The organism is Companilactobacillus bobalius (genome assembly GCF_009764355.1).
In genome coordinates, this window is the sequence record NZ_LNUA01000009.1 from 32,866 (window position 1) to 45,631 (window position 12,766).

Here is a 12,766-nt window from a genome sequence, read left to right on the forward strand (position 1 = left end):
TGAACTAATTATGTTATGAGGAACTTTTATGAAAAAAATTAAATCCGTACTAAATACTAGATTAGGATTTATGACCTTTTTAATTCTTTGTCTATGGTTAAAAACCATCGTTACTTACTATCTCGATTTTTCTTTAGGTATCGAAAACTTTTTACAGCACTTTTTATTAATTGTTAATCCATTCGCTACGCTGGTTTTATTGATGAGTGTCGCGCTCTATTTCAATAGAGGAATTTTATCTTACATTGCCATGGGGATTATTTATATTGCTGATTCAATTTTTATTTACAGCAATGTCTTATACTTCCGATCATTTTCTGATTTTATTTCCTTCAATTCCATTACTGGTGTCGGTAAAGTCGCCAAAGGTCTTGGTACTACAACTTTAGGTGTTGTCCAAGCACGTGATGCCATCTATCTAATTGATATTGTCATTATTGCACTTCTGTTTATTTTCCACTTCATCAAGGTTGATCGTCGTCCTTTTAGAAAATTGAATGCCGTAGCCACAACTTGTTTGGGCTTAATGCTATTTTCAGCCGATTTGGCGGGTTCTGAAGCTAATCGTCCCCAATTATTAGGAAGAACCTTTGACCACTCTTATATCGTTAAATATTTAGGAATAAACGCATTCCTACCATATGATTCGATTAGATCGGCTCAAAATGACCAAGTGCGCTCAACTGCTACTGAATCAGAGATGGATAAAGTCCTTGATTATGTCCATCAAAACTATGCAGCGCCCAACCCAACTTATTTCGGTAAAGCTAATGGCAAAAATATCATCATCATCCATCTGGAAAGCTTTGAACAATTCCTTATCGGTTTGAAAGTTAATGGTCAAGAAGTTACACCGTTCTTGAATAAGCTTTATCATGACAAAAATACTATTGCTTACGATAACTTTTTCAACGAAGTTGGTAGCGGTCGAACTAGTGATGCCGAAACAATGCTAGAATCTGGACTATTTGGCCTTCCTGCGGGTACTTCTGTCTTTACCAAATTGGGAACTTCAAATACCTTCCAAGCAGCACCCGCCATCCTTGCACAAAAGAAGGGTTATACCAGTGCTGTTTTCCACGGAAATGTTGGTAGTTTCTGGGATCGTAATTCTGTTTATAAGAATATGGGCTACAATTACTTCTTCGATAAAAGTTATTACGACACTAAAAATCCTGATACCGCCTCACTTAACACTTATGGTATTAAGGATAAATTGTTGCTGTCTGAAAGTGCTAAGTATCTTGAACAGATGCAACAACCTTTCTATACTAAATTTTTAACCGTTACTAATCACGTTCGTTATCAATTTGCTGACGAAGATAATGATAATTTCAAATCTACCGATCTTGACGATGACGAAATTAATCAATATTTTAAGACCGCTCATTATTTAGATAAATCTGTCGAAGAGTTTTTCAATTATTTGAATGATACTGGACTGTCAAAAAATAGTATGATTGTACTTTATGGTGATCACTATGGTCTTGACAAGAACAGTAAAGGCGATAGTCAGCACAAAGAATTAGCTACTGGTCTCTTTGGTCAAGATCCTGACACTTGGAGCAAATTCAACGAAACACAGTATCAACGTGTACCTTTTATGATTCACATGAATGGTCTTAAAGGCGGAATCAAACATACTTACGGTGGCGAAATTGACGTCTTACCAACAGTTCTACATTTGGCCGGAGTTAACACTAGTCAATACGTTCAATTAGGAACAGATCTACTATCGAAACAACATAGTTCCGTTGTAGCCTTCCGAAATAAGAGTTTGATTACACCGAAGTATACGGTCTACCCTAATGATTCTGGTAGTCCAACCGTTTATGAAAACAAAACCGGTCAAGAAATTCCTTTGAAGGATAATCCAAGATTAGCTATGCAGGCCGACAAATGGTTGGAAGATGTCAGTCTAAAATTAAAAGTTTCTGACAACGTTAATAACAAAAATCTCTTGAGATTCTATACACCAACAGGATTCATCCCTGTTAATCCAACTAATTACTCTTATCAGAATCAAGTTCAACAATTGGTCAAACGTCGTGATGAACTAGGCGTTAAATCTACTAGCATTTATTCTCGTAATGGCAACAAATCAACTACTAATTTGTATAATACCGATGCTTTGCAATTACAAGATGACCGTTCACCAATCGACAGTTGGTCATACTTAGGTAAAAAAGAGAAATAATCACACCAACTAATGTGGTTGAAATATGCCGTCGTCCGCAAAAAATCCGTAGGCCGCTGGAACGTGGTGGACACGACTTCAAGCTAATAATTCCGCACTTCGTACGGAATCATGGATCTCGAAGCTCGGTCTTTTACTAATCTTGCTACGCAAGCTAAGTAAAATCACACCACTGAGGGCCTACAGATTTTTTACTACCGACTAGTTAGTTGGTTCTAGTATTTTTAAACCTAAAAATATAGAAATTTTAAATTAAAAGAACAGCCTCCATTAAATATTCAAGACTTTGCTTGAATCCTTTAATAGAGGCTGTTTTCATCTTACTGGACTAAATTATTTTACAAAATCACGTATTAAACATACTTACCTCAAGAAAAATAATTGAAATGTTATTTAGTCTGGAGTAAGAATTGGAAATTTAAGCGTATTCACATTTTAAAAAAATTTGAAAGGGATTAAAAAGAGTGCTCACATCAAATCTGATATATTTCAGTTTGCTGTGAGCACTCTTTTATTTTAAATCTAGGCAAAATCTTTTAGACTTAACGATTACTGCCTTCTTTATTTTCATTTGGTTTATGTTCATAACCGTCGTCAAAGAGCGTTACGGTAAAGGTCGTCCCTTCATTTTCCTTACTCTTAACTTCAATTTCACCACCATGATTTTCAATCAATTGATGAACGATTGATAGTCCTAAACCAGATTCTCCATACTTACGGTTCTTACGTGAAGGATCAGCTTTGTAGTAACGATCCCAAATGTTCTTAACTTGGTCTTCCGACATCCCTATTCCGGTATCAGAAATGGTAAAGACAGAGGCGTGACGATTTTCTTCACGAGTTCCACTGACAAAAATTTTGCCATCATTAGTAAACTGAATTGCATTTTGAATAATATTGAACATAACTTGAACAAAACGATCGTAATCAGCGAAGGTCTTTAATTCACCATCATACTTCTTCAAAATCAATTCATCGCCAGATCCAGCAGCCTTCTTCTCCAATTGTGAAGTAATATCGGTTAAAGGCTTATTGGCGTCAAAGACTCGCTTAGCCATTGTTATTTGGTTAGTCCGAATCTTCTCATAATCCAAATTCTCATTAACTAATCTAATCAAACGTTTTGTTTCATTCCTCATCAACTGGATACTTTGACCTTTAGACTCTTCAGGGATAGCATCATAAGCCAATCCCTCTAATAGTCCATTAATAGTCGTTAGCGGCGTTCTCATTTCATGTGATGCATCTGCCATGAATTCCTTCCGTCGTTGTTCCTGACGCTTAATTTCAGTATCTGAGGCTTCTAGAGACTTAACCATTTGATTAAAGTCCTCTGCCAAATCATCTAGTTCATCGCGACCTTTACTCTCGATATGAACCGAGAAGTCATTATTAGCAACTTTCTTCGTCGCACTACGTAATCGATTAATTCGATTAACCTGATATCTCGAAAGTAAGAAACTCAAAATAATTGCCGCTAATAGCGAAATCAAGAGTGCAAAATACAGACGACTATTAATCTCACCAATATTAGTCTGCAACTCGGAAACATCTGATCCAGCCCAAACGGCCGCAATTAACTTTCCATTTTGGAACCACGGCGTTAGGACATAAACATAACTTCGGTTATCATCCTTTCGCAATCGCGGATTTCCATCAGTGTCTTGCAACTTCTGCACATTACGGATTGTCTTGCCTTGCTTAAGTTTCTTCCAATAAGAATCTTTCAAATGTAGTTTTACATTAGTTGGTGGCGTTGGGTACACTTGGTCGTTGTTGTAGTCAAAAATAGCGAATTGCACGTTTCTTTCTGACAAGACTTGTTCAACCGTTCGAATATTGTCACCAGTAATATTATGAATCTGTCCTGTTTTAGGATCAGTCTTCAAAGCAATCTTTTCCAGATTACCAGCATAGCTTTCCAAACTCTTGTAAGTCCGATTATATTCCCAGCTAGTTGAGGCACTCGTAACTGAATATAAAATGATCCCCAAGGTCGTTAAGATAACAATCAAAAAGCTTAGCATATTTTGGTAAATTAATTTCATTATGCCTCAGCCCTTGCAGTTGTATCGTCAAATTTGTAGCCCACGCCCCAAACAGTTTCAATAACTTGTGGACCTACTTTTTCAATCTTTTGACGCAATTTCTTGATATGGGCATCGACTGTTCTTTCTTCTCCAAAATAGTCGTAATCCCAAACTAATTCTAGTAATTGTTCACGTGAAAAGACTTGCTTAGGCTTGCTAGCTAGAGTCTTCAATAAATCAAATTCCTTTGGTGTCAAATCAGGAATTTCTTTATCATTTAAATAAGCTTCACGCGTGCTTGAGTTGAGCTTAAAGAAACCAGTATTGATGTCGAACCCATCATCTGCTTCTTCCACCGTTGCATTAACGCTCTTGCTCTCAGCTAATTTTTCAGCCATATTTTCATCACGTCTGTGAATAGCCTTCATACGAGCAATTAAAGTGATAGGACTGAATGGTTTTGTGACATAATCGTCAGCACCAAATTCTAGACCTAATACTTGATCACTTTCGGTATCACGGGCAGTTAACATAATAATTGGTACAGTTTTAGATACTTTACGGATCTCTTTAGCAACTTCCATTCCGTCTTTTCCTGGAAGGTTCAAATCTAGGGTGATCATATCCCAATCGTTAGGACTAGCATTGAACATATCGACGGCTTCGTTACCATCATATGCAAAACTGGCATCCCACTTTTCCTTTTGGAAGAACATTCCCATCATTTCGGAGACGGACTTGTTATCTTCAATCATTAAAATTTTCATTAATATCACTCCATCTTTTCTTTAAAACTTGGTAATATGTTATAAGTATACAAAATTTATTTAGGTTGGTGATCTTTTGCAAACAAATTATAAGGGAACTGTTTTCTTCGACCTCGACGGTACACTTCTAAACGCCCATTCAGAAATTGATGCAGACGTTGCACAAGCTACACGTGAACTCAAAGAAAATGGCTATTTACCAGTCGTTAACACTGGACGTGCTCCAATTGAAATTGACCCAGTGCTTAACTCAACTGATATTGATACATATATTACCTTGGATGGAGCTTATGTCCAATCTCAAGGCAAAGTAGTTTACGAAAACAATATTAAACCAGACTTAATCGAAAAGCTTCTTAAACAAGCTAAAAAATTCGGTGACACTGTTAGTGTTCATTCAGCTGATCAATCATATCTTAACGAAGTTAACCCTTTTGTTGAAGATTTTTACAAAAGTGTTCATTTAGAACTACCTGAAATTGATCCTGATTTCTACAAATCTAACAAAGTTCCTATGATTGTTATCGTTACTGAAGGTGATGGCTCCAATTATCAAGAAGTCTTCGATGATCTTACTTTTTATAAGACAGGTCCTAGATCAGTTGATACTGTCAATAAGGGTGTTTCTAAGATGAGTGGTATCAAACATCTATTAAAGGAACTAGACCTTGAAGACAAACCAACTTATGCCTTTGGCGATGGTAATAATGACTTGCCAATGCTTGAATTTGCTGATTACAGTGTTGCCATGGGTAACGGTTTAGACTCGGTCAAAGCCATTGCTTCTTATGTTACCACTGAAAACGTTAACGGTGGTATCGTTAATGGTCTAAAACACTACAATTTAATCTAATACTCAATAACTTTTTGCGCTTAAATTAAACAAAAGCAGGTAATCAAAACACGATTACCTGCTTTTTTACTATTTAGCTAAAACAACGACTTTTCCCATCATGTGTCCTTCTTCAACTAATTCTGTGGCTGCTTTAATATTTTCAACGTTAAATCCATGGAAAACTTTAGTAACCGTTGACTTAATCATGCCACTGTCTAAACCATCAGCGAGTTTCTCTAAATAAGCCCCTTGATCAGACATTGAGTCTAACTTGAACTTAGCCTTGGTGAACATCCATTCCCAAGCAAAGCTAACTGATTTTTGTTTTAAATCACCTATTTGTGATTCACGTAAATTAGTAATAGTTGCAAAAGTACCAAATGGTTTGATCAATTCAACAATTTCTTGCCAGTGTGGATCGTTGTTACTTAATCCAACAATATAATCAATATTTTCAATTCCCAAATCGTGCACTTGCTTAATTAGATCTTGATGATGGTTAACCACTAAATCGGCACCCAAGTCCTTGACCCACTTTACCTTTTCCGGAGTTGAAGCTGTAGCAATAACTTTTAGACCAGCCAAATGAGCCAATTGAGTAGCAATAGAACCGACACCACCGGCTCCATTGATGATTAAAATTGTTTTTTCACGATTATCGATAACTGGGTTGATATTTAGTTTTTCAAATAACAATTCACTAGCTGTCAAAGCTACCAATGGCATAGCGACACTTTTTTCAATCGAAGTTTGTGCAGGTGCATGAGCCACGATTCTTTCATCAATCAATTCATATTCTTGATATGAGCCATCACGAGTGTAATCACCGGCAAAAAATACTTTGTCACCTACTTGAAAATTCTTAACGGCTTCGCCAATTTTTTCAACGACACCGTAACCGTCATAACCTAAAATCTTAGGCTCTTTTAATTCAGTATTGATACCTTTACGTGTAGCAATATCAACTGGGTTAACTGAGATACCTTCGATTTTAACTAACAAATCTTTACCTGTAGGCAATTCTTCTGCTTTATCGAATTCTACAAAACTATCTTGTCTATTATTAGTTACTCCAAATGCTTTCATTTATCTAACCTTCTTTTTAATAATTATATTTTACAATAAGAAGATAGTTAATTAAATTTTTGACCCCCTCATGATAATAGAAAACAAACAGCCAGCAACTCAATTTGTGAGTTACTGGCTGTTTTTCAGAACTAATTCAATTAACCAATGATTTCAACAGTAGCACTAGTAATTCCATATGAAGGAATCATACTATTTGGCATTGCCATATCAATTTGATAAGGATTGTCATAGGCAAATGTTCCTGTATCGTTAACTGTTCGATAGAAGACATCCCCTTGAGCTGTAGTAATCTTCAAGCTTGATCCACGTGGAATAACACTTAAATTAGTAGCAACCCCTGAATAGCCCATATCTGATCCTAAAACTGCAGGATCATAAAAACTAATTTTAAAAGTACCAACACTCTTACCAGCTGTTTGCATTTCTACAGGTGGTTCTGAAGCAGCTTGTGTAATTGCTTGTTGTGACTCTTCAACTTGTTCTGGCTGTGATTCTTGAACTGGCGCGTGATCAACATCTTGTTGTTTTTGTTCTGTTTGAACTTGTGATGCAATCTCGTCCATGTTCACATTTGGATCTTTTTCACTATTTTCGATTCCAGGCATAAATTCCTTATTACCTGATAACACAATTTTTTTATTTAGTTTATCGGCATTTTCATCGACTCTTTGGTTTGTTTCCAAATTAGTCAGTGTTTTTCTAAAATCCGTTGCATTACTTGTTTGGTCTGCTGATGAATCTGCGGCATAAGCAACTGTATATCCCATATCCCCAGTAACGATCAAACTAATGATAAGTAGTGCTTCTAATTTAATTTGCTTTAACAACTAATCTCTCCCCGGTTTTTCATTTACCAGAGGAAACTATACAAGATAAATATTTCAATCATATTACGAACAGAATAAAAAAATTCAGTTTGAAGTTGTTTTTGTAACACTCCTGTAATTAAGGTCATATTATTGCAATTAAAATGTTACATTCTGCATACTTATACAACTGTCGATAAATCGTGAACACACATGTAATTCTTTTGCAATCGTTTTCTTACAGAATAAATTTATTTTTGTTTGCGAGAACAAATATTTGTTGATTATTCTTTTTTATGATAATTTAAAAACATCAAAGGTTACGGAGGAATTTCATATGTCAGAAAAAATCGCTGTTTTAGTGGGAAGTTTACGTAAAGGATCATATTCAAAGCAAATCGCTAAGAATCTTGCTAAGCTTTTCCCTAGCCAATACGAACCAGAATTTATCGAAATTGGTAATTTACCACTATATAATGAGGATATTGATACACCTGAATCAGTTCCAGCAGAATATACAGAATTCAGAAATAAAATTAAAAATGTTAAAGGTGTTTTATTTGTAACACCAGAATACAATCGTTCTGTTCCAGCTGCATTGAAGAATGCTCTTGATGTTGGTTCAAGACCTTATGGACAAAGTGCTTGGGACATGAAGCCAGCTGCTATTGTCAGCGTCTCACCCGGTGCTATCAGTGGGTTTGGTGCCAACCACCATCTACGTCAATCACTAGTATTCTTGAACATGCCAGTTCTTCAACAACCGGAAGCATACATTGGCAATGTGACAAATATTCTTGATGAAAACGGCAATGTTGCTGAGGGAACTGTCGGATTCTTACAAAGTATTGTTGATGCTTATGTTGACCTATTAAACAGATATTAATATAATGTTATAATATTACTTTCGGTACGTAATCAGTCTATTGCAAACAGTTTATCACGTATCAAAAAAGAATAAGGGTGTAGAAGTTAATTTTGATTTCTACGCCCTTATTCTTTTTTTGTGTAAAATGCCGTCGTCCGCAAAAAATCTGTGGGCCACTGGAACGTGGTGGACACGACTGAGGGTCCACAGATTTTTTACTACCGACTAGTTCCCTAGTTCTAATATTATCAAGTAAAATTGCAATGTTTCGAGATTTTTAGATCTACATAATTTAAATAAAAATTTCAAATCAAAAGAACAGCCCTATTAAATATTCAAGATATATGTTCTATATACTTGAGTATTTCCTAATAGAGGCTGTTCTTATTTATTATTCAAATTTTACAATGACACTACCTAGCAAAGCAGAATTTAGTCCGGAGCAACAAGAAAATTGGCTCAGCCATGAGATTCCCTTAGCAATTTATTGCTTAGGGAAAGGTCGAGCTTAGAGATCCATTATTTTGCACGAAGTGTGAAATAATTAGCTCTAAGTCGGCCCATGGCGTTCCAGCCAAATTTTCTTGTTGCGGAGGACGGGTCTTACCACACAGCACCATTAATAGTTCCAATACCTTTTTGAGACATTGGCTCACGTGATAGAGCCCTTAATTTGTTGATAATATCATTCTGTTCTGTACTAAATTGATATTTCTTTTGTAAAGCCAATTCTTGAAAAGTACCATTCATTTCTCTAATAGCATCAGAAATTTCATTATACTTTTGTGTTGTCTTTTCCGACTTATTAATACTGTTATAAGCCGTTTGAATAAGAGTTTTTACCTCATTATTGGTTTCAACTGTTTTATTCAAATCCCCTAAAAATCGGTTTACTTGTTCAATTAAAGCTAACTTCTTATCTTGATTCATTATATTTTACCCCGATACTATTTGATTCGATTAACTAATCTTTTAACTACTTCCATCAAAACATGACGACTAGTGTTTTTAGGTAATTTTTCGATTTCTTCCAATGCGTGCTGTGTAAATTGTTGAGCAATTTCTTTAGCACGATTCAAATAACCATCATCAATTACTATGTTAGTAGCCTTCTCGTCATCGGAATCAGTTAACTCTTCTTTTGATAGGATTGCAATCAAATCTTTGTTACCGGACTCTAATCCTAAAATATATGGCAATGAATAGACACCATTACGTAAGTCCTCGTGAACTGGCTTCCCAGTCTCTGCAGAGCTACTGAAATCAAGGATATCGTCAATTATTTGAAAGGCCATTCCGATATCATGACCGATTTCTTTACAACGTTCAACTAATTCCTGACTTCCACCACTAACAATAGCCCCCATAGTAGCGCTTAAACTGAATAACTCCGCGGTTTTACCGGAAATTTCTTTTAAGTACATATCGGTAGTTGCCTTGACATTGAAATTAATACACATTTGATCTAATTCACCAATCAAAATGCGTTTCATACTCAATGCATTGCGCAGTATATCAGTATTTTTAACTAAGTTCTGAGATACTAATTCGAAGTATATCGTAAATAAATAGTCGCCAGCATAAATAGCATTTCTACGACCATATTTAGTGTGGATCGTGGGCTGTGATCTGCGCATTGGCGAATCGTCAATTACATCATCATGAATCAAAGTAGCAACATGTAAAATTTCTAACGATGCCGCTAATGGAATCAAATCCTTTGTTGATTTTTTCTCATTACCAAACTCGCTGAATAATAAGAAAAAGGCCGGACGCAACATTTTGCCACCTGAAGTTAAATCTATAATCATTGAACTGATATCGAGATTATTTATCTTCACCATTTGATGAATGTAATCTGTCGTTAAGTCCAATTTCTCCCCTAGTTGAGGATAGCTTTTCCAAATTGAGTTCGCCATAAAATATTTATTACCCCTGTATCGCTTTGTTGTATTCCAAAATAATTCTATAATAGAACCTATCAAATCCAAAGGAATGATTTCTATGAAACCTTCAGTATTTTTCGAGCTTGTCGAAATAAAAGCCAAAACCGCTAGTGTCTTCCCCTTTTTGATGGGAACTTTGTATTCATATTATCACTGGCATTCTATTAACGCTCTTGATTTGATTCTATTTTTTATCGCTATGTTTCTTTTCAATATGGCCGTCGATATCAATGATAATTATTGGGACTATAAAAATGCCACTGGTGATGAAAGTTTTCGTCGTAAAACTAATGTTATCGGTGTTAACCATCTCAATATCCATCTAATTGGTTGGTTGGACTTTTCATTCAGTGCAATTGCTGCCATCATTGGACTTTTCATCGTCTATCGAACAGGTTTGCCATTATTATATCTAGGTCTGTTCTCCTTTGCCGTTGGTTTCTGTTATGCCGGTGGTCCTTGGCCTATTAATCGTGGACCATTAGGTGAATTCTTCTCTGGTTTTACCATGGGATATGTTATTTATTTAATCGCCATTTACATAAATGTGGTGCACAATCCTGACGTCATTTTGAATTTCAAATTTTACGGTGATGCCTTACTTTCATCATTACTAACTGTTTTCGCTATCTCTAACTTACTGTTAGCCAATAATATTGCTGACGAACAAGAAGATATCAATTTAGGACGTAAAACATTAGTTTATTACCTAGGCAAAGCTAATTCGATTTTCATTCTCAAATCACTTTACGTACTTGGTTATTTAGCTCTAGTTTGTTCCGTTATCTTGGGATTATTGCCCAAATTAATGTTACTAACTTTCCTAATAACACCCATAGTTTACAAAAATGCCAAAGCATTCAGTCAGAATCCTATTAAGAAGAAAACCTTCCCCTTAATCATTAAGAATCTGTTACTGATTACTTTGGCAGAGACCGTTACATTTATTTTTGGTGTGATCTTTAATTTCTAATCAAGTAATTTAGCAAATTTATAAGTATCTTGAGCAATCATCAATTCCTCGTTAGTTGGAATTGTGTAGGCTGTAACTTTAGAATCATCAGTTGTGATTTTATTTTCGGAACCATTTTGCTTGTTCTTTTCTTCATCGATCTTAAGTCCCATATACCCAAGCCCATTCATAATATCTTCACGGACTTCAGTTGAGTTTTCACCAACTCCGGCTGTAAAGGCAATAACGTCAACGCCACCCATTTCAGCTGTGTAAGAACCAATGAATTTAAGAATACGATTACGATACATTTCTAAGGCTAACTTGGCACGTGTATTAGTGTCCTCTACGGCTTCAATATCACGCATATCTGGTGAAACACCTGAAATTCCTAGTAGACCAGACTTGTGGTTTAAAATATCGATCATTTCGGAAATATCTTTAATTCCTAATTTCTTCATCAAGAACGGAATAATTGAGAAATCAATATCCCCACTTCTAGAACTCATCATGATACCAGCTAATGGAGTGAATCCCATTGAAATATCAAAAGCTTTACCATGTTTGATGGCACTAATTGAAGCACCACTACCTAAATGTAGAACAATAACATTCTTATCATCGATACCACCATCAACGATTTCATTCAAACGTTGAGCGATATAACGGTGACTTGTACCATGTGCGCCATAACGGCGTACATGGTATTTTTTATAATCTTCTAAATCTACACTGTACAAATAATTTGTTTCGGGAATATCGACGAAGAATGATGTATCAAAAACAGCCACTTGAATAGCTTTAGGAACCAACTTTTTGAAGACATCGATATAATAGGCTTCAACTTTATTATGTAATGGAGCATATTCAGCCAACTCTTGAATCTTTTTCAAATTGGCATCGGTAATAATTTCTGATTTCTTGAAGTACTCTCCACCGGCAACAACACGATGACCAAAAGCTACAATATCACCAAATTTTTCAATAATTTTCATATCTTTTAAGGCGTCCAGAATCGATAGAACCGCAATATCATTGGATTTAATAGCTTCTTCACGTTGAATTTTTTGACCATTATATTTTAATTTAAAAATTGACTTAGGTGTTCCCAAACGATCAATCATTCCTGAAGCAATTGTTTTTTTCTCAGGCATTTCAAAAAGTTTCCATTTCAAAGTTGAACTACCTGCGTTTATAGCCATAATCTTCATACAAAAACTCTCCTTTTTTTGGTCTAGGTATTCTCTACAAATAGCTTTATATCAAACTTTACACC

11 protein-coding genes are annotated in these 12,766 nt (G+C 35.5%); 4 read left to right on the plus strand and 7 right to left on the minus strand.

The window, feature by feature from the left end; translation table 11 throughout:
* The first annotated feature begins 28 nt into the window (after positions 1-28).
* The gene (locus ATN92_RS01200; RefSeq protein ID WP_056951799.1) at positions 29-2,197 is read left to right on the plus strand and encodes an LTA synthase family protein; all 2,169 of its coding nucleotides are present in this window, start codon (positions 29-31) and stop codon (positions 2,195-2,197) included.
* A gap of 542 nt (positions 2,198-2,739) precedes the next feature.
* Here ATN92_RS01200 and ATN92_RS01205 read toward each other — a convergent pair.
* A complete protein-coding gene (locus ATN92_RS01205) occupies positions 2,740-4,245 on the minus strand; it encodes an ATP-binding protein (RefSeq protein ID WP_056951797.1) in 1,506 nt (501 codons plus the stop codon).
* On the minus strand, positions 4,245-4,994 hold the full coding sequence (locus ATN92_RS01210; protein ID WP_056951795.1) for a winged helix-turn-helix domain-containing protein: 750 nt from the start codon (positions 4,992-4,994) through the stop codon (positions 4,245-4,247). The genes ATN92_RS01205 and ATN92_RS01210 overlap by 1 nt, the downstream gene beginning before the upstream one ends.
* A gap of 76 nt (positions 4,995-5,070) precedes the next feature.
* Between ATN92_RS01210 and ATN92_RS01215 the strand changes: the two genes are divergently transcribed.
* Positions 5,071-5,847: a Cof-type HAD-IIB family hydrolase gene (locus ATN92_RS01215; RefSeq protein ID WP_056951793.1), complete on the plus strand. Its 777-nt coding sequence runs from the start codon at positions 5,071-5,073 to the stop codon at positions 5,845-5,847.
* A 69-nt stretch (positions 5,848-5,916) separates the two neighbouring features.
* Here ATN92_RS01215 and ATN92_RS01220 read toward each other — a convergent pair whose 3' ends face one another.
* Together ATN92_RS01220 and ATN92_RS19270 are read right to left on the minus strand one after the other, a co-directional pair.
* The gene (locus ATN92_RS01220; protein ID WP_056951792.1) at positions 5,917-6,915 is read right to left on the minus strand and encodes a zinc-binding alcohol dehydrogenase family protein; all 999 of its coding nucleotides are present in this window, start codon (positions 6,913-6,915) and stop codon (positions 5,917-5,919) included.
* Positions 6,916-7,055: 140 nt separating this feature from the next.
* Positions 7,056-7,745, minus strand: a complete 690-nt coding sequence (locus tag ATN92_RS19270; protein WP_082604502.1) for a hypothetical protein — start codon at positions 7,743-7,745, stop codon at positions 7,056-7,058.
* A 316-nt stretch (positions 7,746-8,061) separates the two neighbouring features.
* Here ATN92_RS19270 and ATN92_RS01230 point away from each other — a divergent pair, with 316 nt between their 5' ends.
* A complete protein-coding gene (locus ATN92_RS01230) occupies positions 8,062-8,610 on the plus strand; it encodes an NADPH-dependent FMN reductase (protein WP_056951790.1) in 549 nt (182 codons plus the stop codon).
* A 585-nt stretch (positions 8,611-9,195) separates the two neighbouring features.
* On the opposite strand, the gene ATN92_RS01235 is transcribed toward ATN92_RS01230, so the two are convergent.
* Positions 9,196-9,522: a bacteriocin immunity family protein gene (locus tag ATN92_RS01235; protein WP_056955093.1), complete on the minus strand. Its 327-nt coding sequence runs from the start codon at positions 9,520-9,522 to the stop codon at positions 9,196-9,198.
* A gap of 17 nt (positions 9,523-9,539) precedes the next feature.
* Positions 9,540-10,466, minus strand: a complete 927-nt coding sequence (locus tag ATN92_RS01240) for a polyprenyl synthetase family protein (RefSeq protein ID WP_234032512.1) — start codon at positions 10,464-10,466, stop codon at positions 9,540-9,542.
* 130 nt (positions 10,467-10,596) lie between these two features.
* On the opposite strand from ATN92_RS01240, the gene ATN92_RS01245 reads away from it, so the two are divergent.
* Entirely contained in the window at positions 10,597-11,511 is a 915-nt protein-coding gene (locus ATN92_RS01245) for a 1,4-dihydroxy-2-naphthoate polyprenyltransferase (RefSeq protein WP_056955097.1), read from the plus strand.
* On the opposite strand, the gene ATN92_RS01250 is transcribed toward ATN92_RS01245, so the two are convergent.
* A complete protein-coding gene (locus tag ATN92_RS01250; RefSeq protein ID WP_056955099.1) occupies positions 11,508-12,701 on the minus strand; it encodes an acetate/propionate family kinase in 1,194 nt (397 codons plus the stop codon). The genes ATN92_RS01245 and ATN92_RS01250 overlap by 4 nt on opposite strands.
* Positions 12,702-12,766: the final 65 nt, after the last annotated feature.

Excerpts from the sequence above, each read along its gene's own strand:
- ATN92_RS01200 (WP_056951799.1), top strand. The coding sequence starts at position 29 with ATGAAAAAAATTAAATCCGTACTAAATACTAGATTAGGATTTATGACC.
- ATN92_RS01205 (WP_056951797.1), bottom strand. The coding sequence starts at position 4,245 with ATGAAATTAATTTACCAAAATATGCTAAGCTTTTTGATTGTTATCTTA.
- ATN92_RS01210 (WP_056951795.1), bottom strand. The coding sequence starts at position 4,994 with ATGAAAATTTTAATGATTGAAGATAACAAGTCCGTCTCCGAAATGATG.
- ATN92_RS01220 (WP_056951792.1), bottom strand. The coding sequence starts at position 6,915 with ATGAAAGCATTTGGAGTAACTAATAATAGACAAGATAGTTTTGTAGAA.
- ATN92_RS01230 (WP_056951790.1), top strand. The coding sequence starts at position 8,062 with ATGTCAGAAAAAATCGCTGTTTTAGTGGGAAGTTTACGTAAAGGATCA.
- ATN92_RS01235 (WP_056955093.1), bottom strand. The coding sequence starts at position 9,522 with ATGAATCAAGATAAGAAGTTAGCTTTAATTGAACAAGTAAACCGATTT.
- ATN92_RS01245 (WP_056955097.1), top strand. The coding sequence starts at position 10,597 with ATGAAACCTTCAGTATTTTTCGAGCTTGTCGAAATAAAAGCCAAAACC.
- ATN92_RS01250 (WP_056955099.1), bottom strand. The coding sequence starts at position 12,701 with ATGAAGATTATGGCTATAAACGCAGGTAGTTCAACTTTGAAATGGAAA.